Annotated in this window: 12 protein-coding genes; all 12 read left to right on the top strand. The window is 62.9% G+C overall.

Features of this window, described 5'->3' with window-relative positions; all coding sequences use genetic code 11:
- The first annotated feature begins 117 nt into the window (after positions 1-117).
- A complete protein-coding gene (locus TVNIR_RS08745; RefSeq protein ID WP_015258647.1) occupies positions 118-2601 on the top strand; it encodes an HsdM family class I SAM-dependent methyltransferase in 2484 nt (827 codons plus the stop codon).
- Complete coding sequence (locus TVNIR_RS08740) at positions 2601-3935, top strand: restriction endonuclease subunit S (protein WP_083499411.1); 1335 nt, start codon at positions 2601-2603, stop codon at positions 3933-3935. The genes TVNIR_RS08745 and TVNIR_RS08740 overlap by 1 nt, the downstream gene beginning before the upstream one ends.
- Positions 3928-6603, top strand: a complete 2676-nt coding sequence (locus TVNIR_RS08735; RefSeq protein WP_015258645.1) for a TrlF family AAA-like ATPase — start codon at positions 3928-3930, stop codon at positions 6601-6603. Before TVNIR_RS08740 ends, TVNIR_RS08735 begins: the two co-directional genes overlap by 8 nt.
- A gap of 33 nt (positions 6604-6636) precedes the next feature.
- Entirely contained in the window at positions 6637-7878 is a 1242-nt protein-coding gene (locus tag TVNIR_RS08730) for an RNA-binding domain-containing protein (protein ID WP_015258644.1), read from the top strand.
- On the top strand, positions 7875-8102 hold the full coding sequence (locus TVNIR_RS08725; protein WP_015258643.1) for a DUF1016 N-terminal domain-containing protein: 228 nt from the start codon (positions 7875-7877) through the stop codon (positions 8100-8102). The genes TVNIR_RS08730 and TVNIR_RS08725 overlap by 4 nt, the downstream gene beginning before the upstream one ends.
- Positions 8099-9592, top strand: coding sequence for a Fic family protein (locus tag TVNIR_RS08720; protein WP_015258642.1), 1494 nt, complete (start codon positions 8099-8101; stop codon positions 9590-9592). Before TVNIR_RS08725 ends, TVNIR_RS08720 begins: the two co-directional genes overlap by 4 nt.
- A gap of 4 nt (positions 9593-9596) precedes the next feature.
- A complete protein-coding gene (locus TVNIR_RS08715; RefSeq protein WP_015258641.1) occupies positions 9597-12713 on the top strand; it encodes a type I restriction endonuclease subunit R in 3117 nt (1038 codons plus the stop codon).
- Positions 12710-13420 (top strand): M48 family metallopeptidase, encoded by a 711-nt coding sequence (locus TVNIR_RS08710; RefSeq protein WP_015258640.1) that lies wholly within the window; start codon positions 12710-12712, stop codon positions 13418-13420. Before TVNIR_RS08715 ends, TVNIR_RS08710 begins: the two co-directional genes overlap by 4 nt.
- Positions 13421-13561: 141 nt before the next feature.
- Positions 13562-14782, top strand: a complete 1221-nt coding sequence (locus TVNIR_RS08705) for a YcjF family protein (RefSeq protein ID WP_015258639.1) — start codon at positions 13562-13564, stop codon at positions 14780-14782.
- On the top strand, positions 14779-16338 hold the full coding sequence (locus TVNIR_RS08700; RefSeq protein WP_043739535.1) for a GTPase domain-containing protein: 1560 nt from the start codon (positions 14779-14781) through the stop codon (positions 16336-16338). The genes TVNIR_RS08705 and TVNIR_RS08700 overlap by 4 nt, the downstream gene beginning before the upstream one ends.
- 201 nt (positions 16339-16539) lie before the next feature.
- Positions 16540-17436: an NAD(P)-dependent oxidoreductase gene (locus tag TVNIR_RS08695; RefSeq protein ID WP_015258637.1), complete on the top strand. Its 897-nt coding sequence runs from the start codon at positions 16540-16542 to the stop codon at positions 17434-17436.
- A 503-nt stretch (positions 17437-17939) separates the two neighbouring features.
- The gene (locus TVNIR_RS08690) at positions 17940-18386 is read left to right on the top strand and encodes an OsmC family protein (RefSeq protein WP_015258636.1); all 447 of its coding nucleotides are present in this window, start codon (positions 17940-17942) and stop codon (positions 18384-18386) included.
- Positions 18387-18547: the final 161 nt, after the last annotated feature.

The raw sequence follows: 18547 nt of genomic DNA, 5'->3' as shown, positions 1-18547 counted from the left end.
GGGCCGGGAATCCGCTACGCGCCGACGGTCCACCGCGGCTGCCCGCCGCGTCCGCTGGGGTATGCTGTTCGGCGGCTACATGGCCCTTGGTGCTTGGAAAAGTGAGCGCATAACCGAATGGCAATCAAGAAATCCGAACTCTACTCCTCCCTCTGGGCTGGCTGCGACGAACTGCGCGGCGGCATGGACGCGTCCCAGTACAAGGACTACGTCCTGTTCATGCTGTTCATCAAGTACATCTCGGACAAATACGCCGATTCCGACGATTTCGCCCCGCCGGTGATCATTCCCGAGGGCGCCAGCTTCGCCGACATGGTTCAGCTCAAGGGCAGGAGCGATATCGGCGACAAGATCAACACCCAGATCATCCAGCCGCTGATCGAGGCCAACCAGCGCCTGGCGCGCAGCGACTTCCCCGACTTCAACGACCCCAACAAGCTTGGCGAAGGCAAGGCGATGGTCGATCGCCTGACCAACCTGATCAGCATCTTCCAGAAGCCTGAGCTGAACTTCGCCAGGAACCGCGCCGAGCATGACGACATCCTGGGCGATGCCTACGAATACCTGATGCGCCACTTCGCCCAGGAGAGCGGCAAGAGCAAGGGCCAGTTCTACACCCCGTCCGAGGTCAGCCGCATCATGGCCCAGGTGATCGGCATCGCGCCTGAAAACACCAAGGCCGCCACCATCGCCTACGACCCGACCTGCGGCTCCGGGTCGCTGCTGCTGAAAGTGGCCGCCGAGGCCGGCAAGCACATCACCCTGGAAGGGCAGGAGAAGGACGTCACCACCGCCGGTCTGGCGCGCATGAACATGATCCTGCACGACTTCCCCACCGCCAACATCGTGCAGGGCAACACCCTGGCCAACCCCAAGTTCAAGGACGGCGAGCTGCTTCGCACCTACGACTACGTGGTCGCCAATCCGCCCTTCTCGGACAAGGGCTGGAGCGCCGGCATCACGCCGGAAGAGGACCCCTTCCAGCGCTTCGCCTGGGGCGTGCCCCCAGCCAAGCAGGGCGACTACGCGTACCTGCTGCACATCGTCCGCTCGATGAAATCCAGCGGCAAGGGCGCGGTCATCCTGCCCCACGGCGTGCTGTTTCGCGGCCATGCCGAGGCCGCCATCCGCAAGCGACTGGTGCGCTCGGGCTATCTCAAAGGCATCATCGGCCTGCCCGCCAACCTGTTCTACGGCACCGGCATCCCTGCCTGCATTCTGGTGCTGGACAAGGAAAACGCTCCGGCTCGCCGTGGCATCTTCATGATCGACGCCGCCAAGGGCTTCACCAAGGACGGCAACAAGAACCGCCTGCGCGAGCAGGACATCCACCGCATCGTCGATACCTTCAACAAGCAGGCCGATGTGCCGCGTTACGCCCGCATCGTGCCCTTCGACGAAATTGCCGACCCGAAGAACGACTACAACCTCAACCTGCCGCGCTACATCGATGCCAGCGAACCGGAAGACCGCCACGACCTGCACGCCCACATGAACGGCGGCATCCCCGAGCGTGACATCGACGGTGACCCGGCGGCTATCCCACCGGTGCCGGGCCTGGCCGCTTACTGGCGGGTCTTTCCCACCCTGCGCCGCAGGCTTTTCTCCCCTCTCCCGCTCGCGGGAGAGGGGCCGGGGGTGAGGGAAGGGTATACCCACCTCGCCGTCGAGCCCGCCGCCATCAAGCCCACCATCCTGGAACACCACGAGTTCGCCGCCTTCCGAGGCCGTATCACCTCACTGTTCAACGACTGGCGCAGCCGCAATCGTCCCGTGCTCACAGGCTTCGGCGTGGACGGCCTGCCCAAGGCCCTGATCACCGAAATCGCTGAAGACCTGCTGGACCGCTTCCGCGGCGCGCCCCTGCTCGACCCCTACGACATCTACCAGCACCTGATGGACTACTGGTACGAGACCCTGCAGGACGACGCCTACGAAATCGCCGCCGATGGCTGGGTGGCCAAACCCCGCCCAATGCTGGAGGAGATCAAGACCGGCAAGAAGAAAGGCCAGATGAAGGAGAAGGGCTGGGCCTGCGACCTGATCCCCAAGCCCTACATCGTCGCCCGCTATTTCAAAGCGCAGCAGGCTGAGCTGGACGCCCTGCAGGGCGACCTCGACACCGTCGCCGCCCAGCTTACTGAACTGGAAGAAGAACACGGCGGCGAGGACGGCGCCTTTTCCGAGCTGGACAAGATCAACAAGGGTGAAGTCAGCAAGCGCCTCAAGGCGCTCAAGGGCAATGCCGAGTACGCCGAGGAGGCCAGGATCCTCAAGCAGCGGACCCAACTCGACCAACGCCAGAGCGAGCTGAAAAAACTGATCAGGGACGCTGACGCCGCCCTCGACCAGCTCGCCTACGAGAAATATCCCGAACTCAGCGAGGACGAAATAAAGGCCCTGGTGGTCGACGACAAATGGCTCACCGCCCTGGAAACCGCCGTGCAGAACGAGCTTCAGCGTGTCTCCCAGACCCTCACCGCCCGCGTGCGCCAACTTGCAGAACGCTATGAAACCCCGCTGCCCAAACTGGCCGATGAGGTGGAGACCCTGTCGGCGCGCGTGGACGAGCACCTGAAAACCATGGGGGTGGCTTGGTGATGAAGGGCGAGGCAATGGAAGTGCGCGATGCTTCGCCGGGGTATGCACCACAGGTGGAAATGCGGGTGGTGCCCGACGGCTACAAGCAGACCGAGGTAGGGGTGATTCCTGAAGACTGGGACGTGGCTGCAGTTGATCAAAAGGGAGAGGTTCTCGCAGGGAAGGCATTGGCCATCAATGCGCCAGGAGTACAACGCCCATACCTTAGAACCAAGAATGTCTTCGACGGGCGAATTGACACCACTGATGTGCTCACGATGCCGATGACCGACGAACAGTTTAGGCAGTTTCAAGTTCAGCGCGACGATGTCCTGCTTAACGAGGGGCAGAGTCTGGAACTTGTTGGACGGTGCGCCATTTACAACAATGAGTATCCAGAGCCCTGTGCCATGCAGAATGCCCTCTTGCGTTTCAGGGCTCGAGCGGGCGTTTGCGCTAATTTCGCCTCGCATCTGTTCCGGTATTGTCAGCAAACGGGAGTCTTCGCACGAATTGCGCTCCAAACCACCTCGGTTGCACACCTTGGCGCAAGTCGATTTGAGCGGCTGCGTCTAGCTTGGCCTACTGAAGCTGAGCAGCGCGCCATCGCCACCGCCCTGAGCGATGTGGATGCCCTGCTGGAGGCGCTGGACCGCCTGATCGCCAAAAAGCGCGACATCAAACAGGCCACCATGCAACAACTCCTCACCGCCCAAACCCGCCTGCCGGGGTTTGAGGGGGAGTGGGCGGTAAAGCGGATGAGCGAAGTGGCTGACATAGATCCAGAAAACCTCAGCAGCTCAACTCATCCCGCCTACGCATTTAATTACATCGCACTTGAAGACGTGAATATCGGAAAGCTGGAAAGTTACTCTGAGGTCACTTTCTCATCTGCACCATCGCGCGCGCGACGAAAGTTGCGGGCTGGCGATATTATTATGGCGACAGTTCGGCCAAGCCTGAAAGCGCATTTGTACTTCAGTATAGCTGAGGGTGAGTGGGTTTGTTCGACAGGCTTCTGTGTTATTCGTTGCAGGCAAGAGGTGTCACAACCTGGTTATGTGTTTCAGCACCTTTTCGCGCACCCAATCAGTAAGCAAATAGAAGCATTAATCGCGGGATCGAATTATCCGGCAATAAGCAACAAGGATGTGCGCGACCTTGAACTGAGAACCCCGCCGTTCGAGGAGCAAGTGGGGATCTCTGATGTCCTGTCCGAGATGGACGCTGAACTCGAAGCCCTGCAACAACGACGCATCAAAGCCGCCGCGCTCAAGCAGGCTATGTTGCAGGAGCTGTTGACCGGCCGTACGCGACTAGTGGACCCAATACCGAAGGAGTGCGCCAATGGCTGAAACTGCACACACAAGCGAAATGACCTACACCAAGGCGCGTTTTATCAAATGCGCCTTGCAGGTCAATCCGGCCGACTATATCCGGTACCGAGGTCAGCAACAGACGCTCAGTGAGGATGAGTACAACCAGCAACTGCTGGAAGCGGCGCTGGAGGCCGGGGTTGAAGTGATCGGTGTCGCCGACCATGGTTCAGTGGCGGCGGTGGATAGGATTCGTGGGCTGTTTTCCCAGCACGGTATTGTGGTCTTCCCAGGGTTCGAAATCGCATCAAGTGAGAAGGTCCACTTTGTTTGTTTGTTTGATGAATCAACTGCCACTGATCTGATAAAGATGCACATGGGGGCGTTGAAAGTAGATTTTGAGCAGCCTGAGGTGCCGGTCTATAAGTCAGCCATTGAAATTATTGACTACGTCAATAATAAAGGCGGGTTCATCTATGCCGCTCACGTCACCAACGATGATGGCGTGCTCAAACGACGAATGAATCATGTCTGGAAGCACGAAAATTTGCGTGCTGCACAGATCCCAGGCTCAATCGGGGACCTTAAGGGGGTGGAAGGCGACTTCTACCGCCAGGTCTTGTTGAACAAGAATGCTGACTATCGGCGCCAACGCCCCATGGCGGCGATCAATGCCGCCGATGTCTGCAAGCCGGAACAGATCAAGGCCGATGGGACCTCGTGCCTGATCAAGATGAGCCGCCCCTGCTTCGCTTCGTTCAAGCAGGCCTTCAGTGATCCGGAGTCTCGGGTGCGGCTCAATTCCGACCGGCCAGAGCACTACGCCTCGGCCATCGAAGGGATCCGCTTCGTCGGCGGCTACCTGGACGAGGTGGATATCGAGTTCTCCGACCATCTGAATGCGCTCATCGGCGGGCGGGGCACCGGCAAGTCCACCTTGCTGGAATGCATCCGTTTCGCCCTGGACCTACGGCCCTTCGGCCAATCGGCACAAAAACAGCACGATGCCGTCATCAAGGCCAACCTGGGTCTGGAACGCGGACGGGTAGAGCTTTTCGTTCGTTCTGCGGCCATGCATGGCCGCCACTTCCAGATAAAACGTCGATATGGCGATCAGTCGGTGGTGTTGGATGAAGAGGGCAATGTCTCCCCCCACCAGCCCCATGATTTGTTGCCCGGCCTGGATCTGTTCGGCCAGAACGAGATTCACGAAATGACCCGCGATCGCTCAAGTCGCAACAAGTTGATGGAGCGCTTTCTGGATGGGGAGCAGGCCGACTATGATGCGACCATTGCCGAGGTTCTACAGCGGCTGAAGGAGAACCGGGAAAGCATCGTCAAGGCGTTGCAACAGCGCGAGGAGATCGAGGCGGATGTGGAGCGCCTGCCCAAGTTGCAGGATCAAGCGCGGCAGTTTCAGGCGCTCGGCCTGGACGAGAAGCTGAAGGTCATTCCCCGGCTGGAGAAAGAGAGACGACTCAACAGCCGTGGGACAGACGAAATCGATCGGCTCCGGGAGGCAATCAGCGGGCTCAAGGAGAGCCTGCCCGACACCACCTATCTTAGCGATGCCGCGCTGGAAGGTCTGCCCCATGCGGCCGTGCTGCGACGCCAGAAGGCGGTTCTGGACGGCTTGGTCGAAAAGGCGTGGCAAGCGATTGTGCAGCTGGAAGAGTCGCACCGGGAGTCAACACAGGGGCTGGCGCCGCTAAAGCAAGAGGTTGAAAAAGCCATTAAGGCGGAAGAGCAGAAATTGGAGGCGGCGTTCAAGGAGATTCCGGCCAGCCAGGGAAAAACCGGTCGGCAAATCGGTGCCGAGTATCAGGCCCTACTTCAGCGGATTGAGCGGATCCAGCCCAAACAAGCGATGCTGCAATCCCGCAAGGCCCAGATCGACGGACTATACAGCCGGCGCAAAAAACTCCTTCTGGAGCTTTCAGAGGCGTCCGGTGATCGCGCCGCCGTGATGCAAAAATCGCTAAAGCGTCTCAACCGGCGTCTGGACCAAAAAGTCCGGTTGATACTCACGAGTGAGGGGGATCGAGAGCCGCTGTTCGCATTCCTCTCCGCCTGTGATTTGGAGGGGGTGGGTCCCAAGCGTCTTGCCTGGGTAAAAGATGGCGACTTTTCGGCGGTATCCCTTGCTGAGAAGATTAGAACAGGCGCTGCTGCCCTACAGCAGACAGGGTGGGGAGTTACCCCCGGCGTTGCCGAGGCGTTGTGTCGCCTGCCGGAGCGCAAACTTCTGGAGATGGAGGAGCTGCTTCTGCCGGACCTCAACGAGATTGAACTGAACGTAACTCACGGTGGGCAGCATGTGCAATTTCGACCGATTGATGATCTTTCCACCGGGCAGCAGTGTACTGCTGTCTTGCACCTCTTGTTATTGGGCAATCAGGACCCGCTGATCCTGGACCAACCCGAAGACAACCTAGACAACGCTTTTATCGCCGAGCGAATCGTCAGCGAACTGCGCAACGCCAAACTGACGCGCCAGTTCATCTTTGCAACTCATAACGCCAATATCCCAGTGTTCGGCGACGCGGAGTGGATTGGCGTACTGAGCGTTGAAGAGGGCAAGGGCCGTATACTTCCGCAGCAGCAGGGGGCGATTGACCTGCCCGAAATACAACACCTTGCGGCCGATATCCTCGAAGGTGGCGAGGCCGCCTTTAATCAGCGTCGGGAAAAGTACGGCTTTGAATGATAGGACCGCACGCCACCTCCAGAGGAGAAACGCATGCTGAAGACTGAACTTCTGGAGATTATCGCTAATGGCGAGAACTCCGGTGTCGAGTTCAAGCGCGATGACATCCGACCGGAGCAGTTGGCCAGGGAGGTCGTGGCGCTGCTCAACTTTCAGGGTGGCATGGTGCTGTTGGGCGTTGATGACGATGGCACGATCTCCGGTATCCAGCGTGAAGGACTCGAAGAGTGGGTGATGAATACTATCCAGGCCCGGGTTCACCCGATGTTTCTTCCCTATTACGAAGAGGTCCGCCTGGATGATCAAAAAGTGGTGGCCGTGATCAGTTTCCCCCAGGGGATCTCCAAGCCCTATGTGGTGCGGGATCGGGGCAAGGAAGAGATCTATATTCGTGTCGGCTCCACCTCGCGGCTGGCCACCCGGGAGCAGCAGATGCGCCTGTTCGAGCTGGGCGGCATGCTGCACGCCGAGGTGATGCCGGTGCCGCGCACCGATATGAGCTCGCTGGATGATGCGCGGTTGTTGAACTACCTGCGGGACATTCTGCGTGATCCGGAGATCCCGGCGTCGGAGAAGGCGTGGCAGACCCGTCTGCTGGGCCTCGGTTTTCTCGCCGATGCGGGCGAGCGAATCTGCTGCACCATTGCCGGGTTGGTCCTCTTCGGCAAGAGCCCGCGCCGTTATCTGAGACAGGCGGGACTGAGGGTGTTCGCCTTTGAGGGTACGGAGAAGGCATATGGGGCAGAGCTGGACGAGATCCTGGATGCTCCCATGGTGGGTCGTTGGGATGTCACGGAGTCGGGAAAGGAGCTGGTGGACCGCGGCCTGATTGAGCGCTTTGTCGATGCCATCGGACCCTTTATCTCGCAGGAGGCCGGTGAAGTGGATAGCGGTTTTCGTCGCGAGACCGAATGGTTCTATCCGGTTGAGGCTGTACGAGAGACGCTGGTCAACGCACTGGCGCACCGGGACTGGACCCGTTTCGTCGAGATCGAGGTGGGCAGCTACGCCGACCGACTGGAGGTAATCAGCCCCGGGGCTTTACCCAACTCGATGTCCGTGGAGAAGATGATGGCCGGCCAGCGTTCGCCCCGGAACCCGTTGATCATGGAGGTGCTGCGGGATTACGGCTATGTGGACTATCGGGGGATGGGGGTGCGTACCAAGATCGTCCCCCTCACCCGGGCCCACAGTGGCAGAGATCCCGATTTTGTCGCCACGGAGGATCATCTCAAGACGACCCTGTATCGCAAATCGCCGGGAGGGAGCTCGTGAGCCGGACACCCGCCACAGACCCGGCGCTGGTCGCCGACCTGCGCCAGCTGATCGACGCCGCCCGCCAGCGGGCGGCGGTGGCGGTCAATGCCGAGCTGACGCTGTTCTACTGGCAAGTGGGTAACCGCATCAACCGGGAAGTGCTGCAGGCCCGTTTGCACCAATCCGTCGAGAATGCACGGGCGCGAATCGGCGCGGCAGCAGGCGAGGAAGACAAGGCATGAACCTGGTGGAACTCCTGGAGATCGCGGCTCGTGGTGAAGACAGCCGCCACCAGTTCAAGCGCAATGCCACCAATGCCGATGGCCTCGCCGCCGAATTGGCTGCTTTTGCCAACAGCGGCGGTGGCTGGCTGTTTCTGGGCTTCAATGACGATGGCAGCATCGCGGGGTTGAACGCCGCCGATATTCGGCGGTTGAACCAGCTATTGGGCAATGCGGCCTCACAGCATGTGCGCCCGCCGGTGCATCCGCTGACCGAGAACGTGCAGACGGATCAGGGTATCGTCATGGTGGTGGAGGTGCCCGACGGGCTGGCCAAGCCTTATCTGGACAATCAGGGCCGCATCTGGGTCAAGCAGGGTGCGGATAAGCGCCATGTGACCTCTCGCGAGGAGATGCAGCGGATGTTCCAGCGCGCCGCGCTGGTCTATGCCGATGTGGTGCCGGTGGCGGGCACCTCGACGGACGATATCGACGATAAGGCGTTCAGTGCCTACTTTGATCGGCGCTATGGGGCGAGCAGCGAGTTTTCCGGCCTGACTCGGGAGCAGTTGTTGCAGAACCTGGGCCTGGGCGATGGGAAGGACCTGAACCTGACCGGACTGATGCTGTTCGGCCGCAACCCCCAGCGCTGGCGTCCTGCCTTCGAGGTGAAGGCCGTGGCGTTTCCTGGCAAGGTGCTACACGACACCCGCTATCTGGACAGCGAAGACATCAAGGGCACCCTGCTGGAGCAGTTCCGGGGTGCCTTCGCTTTTATCAAGCGCAATTTACACCATGTGCAGCGCGGGCGCGGTTTCAACACGCCGGGGGAGCTGGAAATCCCCGAAATAGCGCTGGAAGAACTGCTGGTGAACGCGCTTATCCACCGGGACTATTTCACCAGCGCCTCGGTCCGCGTCATGGTGTTTGCCGACCGGGTGGAGATTGTCAGCCCCGGCAATTTGCCGGATAGCCTTAGCCCGGAGGATATTCGCCGGGGCAGAACGATTCGGCGCAATCCCACGCTCACCGAACACGCCAGCCATATCCTGCCGTATCGTGGCATGGGCAGCGGCATCCCCCGCGCCCTGGAAGCCTGGCCGCAGATCGATCTGGTGGATGATCCGGCAGGCAATCAGTTCAGCGCCGTGATCTGGCGGCCTGAGGCGGAGTGGACCGAAGAAGTGACTGACCGTAAGGCCACACCAGTCACCGACCAAGTCACCGACCAAGTCACCGGGGAAGTCACCGGGGAAGTCACCGGGGAAGTCACCGGGGAAGTGGAACGGTTGGCTAGAGCCATTCAGGGCGAGATGAAGCGATCTGAGTTACAGGCGGCCCTGGAGCTGAAGCACGAGGACCACTTCCGGGAAGCCTATCTGCGTCCCGCCCTGGACACTGGTGTTATCGAAATGACGATTCCGGACAAACCTCGTAGCAGCCGACAGAAGTATCGTCTAACCGCTTTGGGCAAGGTGCTACTGAAAGCCAGCCAGGACAAGAAGGAGTAGCCGCATGGTGAGCCGAGCCCGCCCTGAACGCCTGACGCAGAACCGCGTGGTCGATCTGTTCACCCGCACCGAGGCAGAAGGTGGGCTGGGTTATCGCCACTTGGGCGACTGGCACCAGCGTGAGAACAACCGGCCCATCGAGCCGGAGCTGTTGCGCGCCAATCTGCGCGAGCGAGGCTATTCCGAGGCGCATATCGCCGCAGCCCTGCAGAAGCTGGAGGCGGCCGCCGATGTCACCGGGGTAACGCTCTACCAGGCCAATCTGCGCAGCTACAACCTGCTGCGCTACCCGGTGAAGGTGCTGCTCTCTCCGGGGCAGCCGCACGAGGATGTGCATCTGATCGACTGGGAACGGCCCGAGCGCAATGACTTTGCCCTGGCCGAGGAAGTCACGCTCAAGGGCGGGCACGAGCGCCGGCCCGATCTGGTGCTGTATCTCAACGGCATCGCGGTGGCGGTGATCGAGCTCAAACGCAGTTCGGTGGAGGTGGCCGACGGCGTGCGCCAGCTCATTACCAACCAGGAACCGATCTTCAACGAACGCTTCTTCAGCACCGTGCAACTGTTGCTGGCCGGCAGCGATGCCCAGGGCCTGCGCTACGGCACCACCGGCACGCCTGAGCAATTCTTCGTGCAGTGGAAGGACGAGGAAGGTGGCGGCGAAACCTCGCCGGGCGTGTTGCTGGACAGGCCGCTCGTGCAGATGTGCGGCAAGCCACGGCTGCTGGATCTGATTCACAACTTCGTGATCTTCGATTCCGGCCAGAAGAAAGTGCCCCGGCCGCACCAGTATTTCGGTGTCAAGGCCGCTCAGGCGCGCATTGCCGAGCGCGAGGGCGGGGTGATCTGGCACACCCAGGGCAGCGGCAAGAGCATTCTGATGGTGCTGCTGGCCAAGTGGATCATGGAACACGACCCAGCCGCCCGCATTCTGGTCGTGACCGACCGCGACGAGCTGGACAAGCAGATTGTCGGCGTGATGCGCAATGCCGGGGTGGTGGGCGAGGATGATCCGTCCCCGCGCATTACCTCGCGCGCCCAGTTCGTGGAGAAGCTGGGCGCGACCACGCCCCGGCTGCTGTGCGCGCTGGTCCACAAGTTCGATCCGGGCGATCTCAAAGGGGATCCGCCTCCGGTACACGGGCGCTTCCATGTGTTCGTGGACGAGTGCCACCGCACCCAGGGCGGGGCCATGAACCGGCAGATGAAACGCTGGCTGAGTGAGGCGATCTTCATCGGCTTTACCGGCACGCCGCTGCTGCGCAAGGACAAGCAGACCACCCGCGAGGTCTTCGGTACCTACATCCACACCTACAAGTTCCCGGAGGCGGTGGCCGATGGCGTGGTGCTGGATTTGAAATACGAAGCCCGCGATGTGCCCCAGCGCCTGACCTCGCAACAAGCCATCGACAACTGGTTCGAGCAGAAGACCCGCAACCTCAACAACTATCAGAAGGCGGTGCTGCGCAAGCGCTGGGCGACGCTAGAAGAGCTGATGAGCGCCGCCGAGCGCAAGCAGCGCATTGTCGCCGACCTCATCGAGGACTTCAGCCTCAAGCCGCGCCTGAACAATGACCGCGGCACGGCCATCCTGGTGGCGGCCTCGATCTACGATGCCTGCCACTATTTCCGGCTTTTCCAGAACACCTCATTCGGCCCGCACTGCGGCGTCATCACCTCCTTCGAGCCCAACTACAACGCCATTTCCCGCGAGTCGGCCAGCAGCGACGAACGCTACAAGTTCGACACCTACAAGCAGTATGTGTTGGAGGACGGTCAGAGCACCGTGCAGTACGAGACCGAGATGAAGCGGCGCTTCATCGAGGAGCCGGCCAACACCAAGCTTCTGATCGTGGTGAGCAAGCTGCTGACCGGCTTCGATGCGCCCTCGTGCAGCTACATCTACCTGGACAACGAGCTGCGCGATCACAACCTGTTCCAGGCCATCTGCCGCACCAACCGGCTCGACGGCGACGACAAGGATTACGGCCATATCGTCGATTTCAAGCAGCTTTTCGGCGATGTGCAGCAGGCCATCGCGGTCTACAGCTCCGACGAGCTGGATCTGGATGACGGCGGTGCGGCCGAGAACAATGTCGAACTCAAGGACTGGCTGAAGGAAGGCCGCAAGAAACTCGACACCACCCGCGAGGCACTCAAATACCTCTGCGAGCCGGTGCCGCCGCCGCGCGAGGTCGAGCACTATCTGCACTATTTCTGTGGGGATGCGGGTGTGCCGGAGGCGCTGGACGATACCGAGGTGCTGCGGGTGTCGTTTTACAAGGCGGTGGCCAGCTTTGTGCGGGCGTTTTCCGCCATCGCCCAAGAGCTGGAGGCTGCCGGCTACACGGCGGGCGAGATCGCCGATCTGCAGGACGAGGTGGCCTTCTTCAGCGAGGTGCGTGCGGCGATCAAGCGCCACTCGGGTGAGGAGCTGGATGTCAAGCCCTACGAGGCGGACATGCGCCACCTCATCAATACCTATATCCAGGCCGACCCGGCCAGCAATTTGGGCGCGGTGGACAGCTACTCCCTGGTGGAATTGATCGTCGAAACCGGCATTCACGATGCGATCGCCAGGAAACTCAACCAGAAGGGAAAACTGTCGAAAAATGCTGTCGCTGAAGGCATCATCAACAACGTCCGTAAGACCATCATCCGCAACCAACTCACCGATCCGCGATTCTATGAACAGCTCTCCAAGCTACTCGATGATCTGATTACGGACTGGCGCAAGGAGACAGCGTCCTACAAGCAGTTCCTGGAGCGGGCCGAGGCGCTGGTCAAGAAGATGGCGCAGGGGCAGAGCGGTGAGGATATGCCGCCCGAACTGGCCGGCCGGCGCGAGGCCCAGGTGATCTATAACAATCTACCGGGCATCCTGGCCGAATCGCGCCCGGTCAGTGAGGTGCGTGAGCTGTCCCCGGACGAGGAACGACAGCCTCTGAAGATGGCGCTGGCGATCGACCGCGCCATGCGCGAAGAGGCTCCGGCCGGCTGGCGTGGCGACGATGCGCGCGAGCGGCAGGTGCTCAATGCGCTGTTCCCGATCCTCGGGCGAAACCGGCAGGCCACCCAAGCCGTGTTCGAGCTGATCCGGAATCAGGCGGGCTACCCATGACCGAAACGATCACCCTGGGCGAGATTGCCATTGAAGTGACTCGCAAGCCCGTGCGGAACGTGCATCTGTCCGTACACCCGCCGGACGGTCGGGTGACCCTGGTGGCTCCGAGTGAAACCCGCCTCGAGGTGGCCCGCGCCTATGCCATTGCCAAGCTGGGATGGATTCGTGATCAGCAGGCGAAACTGGAAAACCAGGCGCGGGAAACGCCTCGGCTATTTGTCGAGCGGGAAAGCCACTACCTGTGGGGCCGTCGCTATCTTCTCTCGGTGGAAGAGCGAAAGGCGCGCCCCGGCGTCAAGTTGGATCACAAACGCATCATCCTGACCGTCCGGCCCGGTGCCGACCTGGTCAAACGCGCAGAGATCATGCGTGCCTGGCAACGGCAGCTCCTGCACGAAGCCGTACCGCCCGTGATCGACAAGTGGGAGCGCAAGCTGGGCGTGTCGGTGGCCGGGTATTTCCTGCAGCGCATGAAAACCAAGTGGGGAAGCTGCAACCCGAGTGCCGGTCATATTCGGCTCAATACCGAACTCGTGAGAAAGCCCAAGGACTTGCTCGAATATATCGTTGTGCATGAAATGCTGCACTTGATCGAGCCTACTCATAACGAACGCTTCATCGCGCTGCTGAATGAGCATTATCCAGTCTGGCGCGAGGCGCGAAATGAGCTTAATGAACTGCCACTGGGCGCTGAGAATTGGTGAACGCTGTTCTTCGGTCCGTAGAACACTCGAGGCCCAACAAGGCGCTACGCCAAACGGCAATTCCACTGTGCTTTATGGCCGCCGATGAGCTTCAGCGTTCGGCGGCTACACCATGGGAGGGGCCGCCGGCCGGATAAGTCGATGCAGTGGAAATTGCCCAACTGGGACTGGAAGGCGTTTCGGGACGCTGTGCTGCGGCCGGAACCGGTACCGGCGATCGATGCCGAGATCGCCGCGCGTGCCCGCGAGCAGGCCCCGGTGCTGTGGCTGTTGGGCAAGGTGCAGTCCGGCAAGACTTCGATCATCCGCGCGGTCACCGGGCATCCGGATGCCGGGATCGGTCTCGGATTCCGGCCCTGTACCGCGCGTTCGCGCGTCTACGACTTTCCCGAGGACGTTCCGATCGTGCGCTTTCTCGATACCCGGGGCCTGGGTGAAGTGGACTACGATCCGGCCGAGGATCTGGAGTTGGTCGCGCGCCGGGCCCATGCGGTGCTGGCGGTGGTGCGCGCGATGGAACCGGAGCAGTCCGCGATCCTCGAGGTTCTGCACCGGGTCCGGCGCGAGCACCCGGACTGGCCGGTGATCCTGGTGCAGACCCGCCTGCACGACGGCTATCCGGACGGGCGCGACCATCCGCCGTATGCGGCGCTGACCACCGACCCGGCGCTCGAGAACCTGCGCCGGGCCCTGCAGACACAGGCAGCCGCCTTCGCAGACCTGCCGGGTCAGGGCGAGTTCGTGGCGGTGCCGGTGGACCTGACCCGGCCGGAGGAGGGGTTCACCGATCCGGAGTACGGGCTGGGCGCGCTGGTCGCGGCGCTGGACCGTGTCTGTGCGCAGGCGCGCGCGGGGATGCTCCGCGAACTGGCTGCGGCCGCTCGCGCTTCGCGCATGGGACAGGTCCATCCCCATCTGCTCGGCTACGCGACCGCGGCCGGGATCACCGACCTGGTGCCGGTGGTCGGTCTGGTGACGGTGCCGACCCTGCAGGGGAAGATGCTGCACAGCCTGGCGTCGCTGTACGGGCTGGAGTGGGATCGGCGCACCCTCTACGAGTTCCTCGGGTCGCTGGGTTCGGGTGCGCTTTTGTTCGCCGGCGCAACGTTCACGGCCCGGCAGATTGGCAAGCTGGTTCCGGTCTATGGCCAGACCGCGGGAGCAGTCGCCGCGGGTGCGGCCAGTGCCGCGGTCACCTACGCGCTGGGTCGAGCGGCCTGCCAGTATCTGGAACAGGTATGGATCGGCCAGCCGGATCCCGACGGGGTCGCGCGCACCTACCAGGGCGCCCTGAAGGAGGCGTACCGGATGTTCCGCCAGAACGGCGGTGCGTCGCCATTGGCCGGCCGGGGGCATATATGAAGACGGCGTGGATGCGTCGGCATCGGGTCTGGTTCGGGCTGGCGATGCTGGTGCTGTTCGTGCTGCCGTTCCTGGCCCTGATTCCGCTGGGCATGTTCTGGCTGTTTCAGCAGGGCTGGCTGCTGTACTGGCTGGGGGTTGCGGCGCTGCTGGGGCTGGCGGCGCACCTGCTGCTGCGCCAGCTGCAGCCGGCGGAGCCGGGATCGGAAGCGCAGACCGCGGCGCCCGCGACGGATTCGCCCCCCGAACCGGACTGGACCCCACGGGATCGGGCGGCGTGGCGCTCGGTGCAGGAAGTGGCGGCCGGCGCCGGGCCCGAGTCGATCAACGACCGCGAACGCATGCTTCAGCTTGCGCGCGAGACGATCGAACGCGTGGCCGCCCACTACCATCCCGACGATCCGCGGCCGATCTGGAATTTCACCGTGCCCGAGGCCCTGTTGCTGAGCGAGCGCATCGCGGCCCGGTTGCGCCGGGTGACGCTGGACAGCGTTCCCGCGGCACATATGGTGCGCGTGGGGCAGGTGGTGCAACTCTGGGAGCATCGCCAGCTGGCGCTGAAGGGCGCGCGCGTCGCCCGCTATCTGAACCGGATCTGGCGCGTGGCCCGGACCGTCGACCCGTTCTCGGCCGTGCTGGCGGAGACGCGCGACCGGGTCTTGCGCGCGGCGCTGGGCGAGGCCGGCGCGTGGTTGCGCGGCCGGGGCACGCGCATCTGGGTGGAGGAAGTGGGAAAGGCCGCGATCGAACTCTATTCCGGGCGGCTGCGGGCCGACGCGCGGCAGTTGCAGGAACTGGCGGCCGCCGATACCGGACTCGATACGGTCGCGGACGGAGCGATGCCGGGGGCGCTGCGGCTGCTGGTGGCCGGTCAGTCGCAGTCCGGCAAGTCGAGCCTGATCAACGTGCTGCTTGGCGAAGTGGCCGCGCCCGCGGATGTGCTGCCGGGAACCGCCGAGGCCTTGGGTTACCGGCTGCAGCGCCCCGGCGCCGGCGAGTTCCAACTGATCGACACCCCGGGGGTCGGCCCCGGCACCGATCTTGCCGACCTCGCCGAACAGGCATTCGCGTGTGACCTGATCGTCTGGGTAGTGGCCGCGCACCGCGCCGACCGGGCGCTGGACCGCGCCGGCCTGGACGCGATCCGTGGCCACTTCGCCCAGCACCCGGAGCGCAGCCTTCCGCCGGTGCTGATCGTGGCCAGCCACATCGACCGGCTGAGCCCGGCGCGCGAGTGGTCGCCGCCCTACGACCTGGAACGCCCGGCGGGGGCCAAGGCGGGTTCGATCCGGGAAGCGCTACTCGCGATCGGAGACGATCTCGGCGTGGAACCGGGCGATATCGTGCCGATGCGCGTCGATACACCGGCGGAAGCCTACAACGCCGATTTGCTGTGGGCGGTGCTGCAGGAGCGCTTGGTGCATGCCGGTCACTCGCGCCTGCAGCGTCTCCATCTCCGCGCCGGCCAGCGCGACTGGAAGAAGATCCTGGACCAGGCGGCCAACGCTGGCCGTCTGCTGACGCGGCTCGCCACCCACCGACCGCCCGCCTCGTAGGTTGTGCCGCAGGCACCGCAGGCACGACACCCACTCCCGAGCGTGATGCTGCGGTCACCATCCCAACGCCGGCACCACTCCAGGCGGTTTTGCCACCCGTAGCCAGTTAGATATGCTGCCCGCGTCCCGCCACCCGCGGCGCTGCAGGGCCTGGATGGGGGCAGTACAATGATTCTCCAGCCCATCACAGGAGGCGCAACGATGGCCAGCCCGAAGGTTTCGGACGATCTTCTGCCCGTCGGCTACGTCGGCCTGGGCATCATGGGCGCGCCGATGGTGCGCAACCTGCTGCGCGCCGGCGTTCCGGTACACGTGTGGGCGCGGCGACTCGAGCAGGCGCAGCGCCTGGTGGGCGATGGTGCCGTGCCCGAGGAGAGCCTTGCGAGCCTGGTCCGTACCGTGCGCGTGCTGTTCCTGAACGTTTCCGATACCCCGGACGTGGAAGGGCTGATGCTCGACGAGGGCGGCATCGTCGCGAACGCGCGGTCCGGGCTGATCGTCGTCGATCACAGCACGATCGACCCGATGCGGGCCCGGCACATTGCCGAAAAGGCCCGGGAGGCCGGCGTGACCTTCATCGATGCCCCGGTTTCCGGCGGTGAGCGCGGCGCGATCGAGGGTACGCTGACGCTGATGCTCGGCGGTCCCGAGGCCGACATCGACCGCATCGGCCCGTTGCTGGAACGGGTCGGGCGCACGCTGACCCGCGTGGGCGACAGCGGTGCCGGCCAGATCGCGAAGGCCTGCAACCAGTTGATCGTGGGCGAGACCCTGGTCGCGATCGGCGAGGCCTTCGCACTTGCCGAAGCCGCCGGCGTCGATCCGGCGCGTGTGCGCGAGGCGCTGCTCGGCGGCCTGGCGAACTCGAAGGTATTGCAGATGCACGGCCAGCGCCTGCTGGACGACGACTTTGTGCCGGGGTTCATGGCACACCTGCATGCAAAGGACATGGGCATCGTCGCCAACACCGCTGCAAGCCTGGGCCTCGACCTGAGTGGGGCCGAACGCGTCCGGGCCGCGCTGGCGCGCGCGCTGGAACACGGTCACGCCTACGACGATTCCACCATCCTCGCCCGCTACTGTATTCCCGAACGCTGAAGCGAACCCCGCCGCTTCACGCACTGTGGGCCCGGGCGCTTCGTCGTTCCCGGCGCAACATCGGGGTGTCCGGCTGCGATCGCAGGTTCTTGTGATCGGGGCTCCTCTGCCAGTCGGTCCCACCCCGGACCTTTGGTGTGAAATGACAGTCACGGAAGGACGCGGACAACACGGAAAATAACCGAAATGCAACGTCTTGGGTATTTTTCTGTGCTGGCGTGGCCCGTTTTCATCCTTCGGGGTGCCTCACGCCCGAGGGCTGGGAAAGAACGCCAAAGGATCCGACGTTCGTGTCGCGGCGCCTCGTAGAGACGCCGGCAGCCCCGGCAAATCGTGTTTTGGGGCGTGCGAGCGAACCGCGACGAGCCTTTCTCGCGGCCGGAACCACTTCCCAAAGGAGATATCGCCTTCCTGAGGGATTTCCAACTGTCCTATAGTTGTTTTGCAACACGCGGGTGGTGTTATTCGCCCCGCCCGAGCGAGACCTGACCGGGATCCCTGCGATGACTGACCACGGCGACGATGCCGCCAGCCTGACCCTCTGCCGGACCACGCAAGGACGGGTGCGGATCCTGCATCCCTGCAGCGACGACCCCACCGGCTCCGCTGGCCAGGGAAAGCCGCTCGGCTACAACCCGGTGCAACATCTTGCCATTGCGCTTGGCTGCTGCATGACCGAGTTCGCGCGCCGATTCCTCGAACGCCGCGATCTGCCCGAGACGCTGATCGCGACGCTCGACTGGAAACTGGACGGCCGCCACTGCCGGATCTCGCGCATGGACCTGACCCTGCGTCTCGCCACCGTGCTCTCGGGCGAGGACCGGCACATCCTTGACCGGATGATGAACCACTGCCCGGTGCACCAGGCGATGCACGGCAACGTCCCGGTACACATCCACCTCGAACGACTGGCCGACGAGGAACGCCGCCTCGCCGAGAACGACGGCTGAGCGCCATCAGGAACCGCGGCCCTGGGCTGGGCCGCAGGCCATGGAAGCGCCGGATGGCGGATGACGGCCTTCGGCCTCTTCGCCCTACACCTCTTTCATCCTCAGGGGTGGCCGCGTGCGCCATGAGAGTGAAATGACAGCCACGGAAGGACACGGAAATC

Origin of the sequence: Thioalkalivibrio nitratireducens DSM 14787, assembly GCF_000321415.2 — a bacterium.
Taxonomy (GTDB): domain Bacteria; phylum Pseudomonadota; class Gammaproteobacteria; order Ectothiorhodospirales; family Ectothiorhodospiraceae; genus Thioalkalivibrio; species Thioalkalivibrio nitratireducens.
The sequence above is the reverse complement of the archived record's forward strand: the minus strand, read 5'-3'. Positions and strand labels throughout refer to the sequence as shown.

What these genes read in the sequence shown, in the direction of transcription:
- TVNIR_RS08745 (WP_015258647.1), top strand. Translation starts at nt 118, where the DNA reads ATGGCAATCAAGAAATCCGAACTCTACTCCTCCCTCTGGGCTGGCTGC.
- TVNIR_RS08740 (WP_083499411.1), top strand. Translation starts at nt 2,601, where the DNA reads ATGAAGGGCGAGGCAATGGAAGTGCGCGATGCTTCGCCGGGGTATGCA.
- TVNIR_RS08735 (WP_015258645.1), top strand. Translation starts at nt 3,928, where the DNA reads ATGGCTGAAACTGCACACACAAGCGAAATGACCTACACCAAGGCGCGT.
- TVNIR_RS08730 (WP_015258644.1), top strand. Translation starts at nt 6,637, where the DNA reads ATGCTGAAGACTGAACTTCTGGAGATTATCGCTAATGGCGAGAACTCC.
- TVNIR_RS08720 (WP_015258642.1), top strand. Translation starts at nt 8,099, where the DNA reads ATGAACCTGGTGGAACTCCTGGAGATCGCGGCTCGTGGTGAAGACAGC.
- TVNIR_RS08715 (WP_015258641.1), top strand. Translation starts at nt 9,597, where the DNA reads ATGGTGAGCCGAGCCCGCCCTGAACGCCTGACGCAGAACCGCGTGGTC.
- TVNIR_RS08710 (WP_015258640.1), top strand. Translation starts at nt 12,710, where the DNA reads ATGACCGAAACGATCACCCTGGGCGAGATTGCCATTGAAGTGACTCGC.
- TVNIR_RS08705 (WP_015258639.1), top strand. Translation starts at nt 13,562, where the DNA reads ATGCAGTGGAAATTGCCCAACTGGGACTGGAAGGCGTTTCGGGACGCT.
- TVNIR_RS08700 (WP_043739535.1), top strand. Translation starts at nt 14,779, where the DNA reads ATGAAGACGGCGTGGATGCGTCGGCATCGGGTCTGGTTCGGGCTGGCG.
- TVNIR_RS08695 (WP_015258637.1), top strand. Translation starts at nt 16,540, where the DNA reads ATGGCCAGCCCGAAGGTTTCGGACGATCTTCTGCCCGTCGGCTACGTC.
- TVNIR_RS08690 (WP_015258636.1), top strand. Translation starts at nt 17,940, where the DNA reads ATGACTGACCACGGCGACGATGCCGCCAGCCTGACCCTCTGCCGGACC.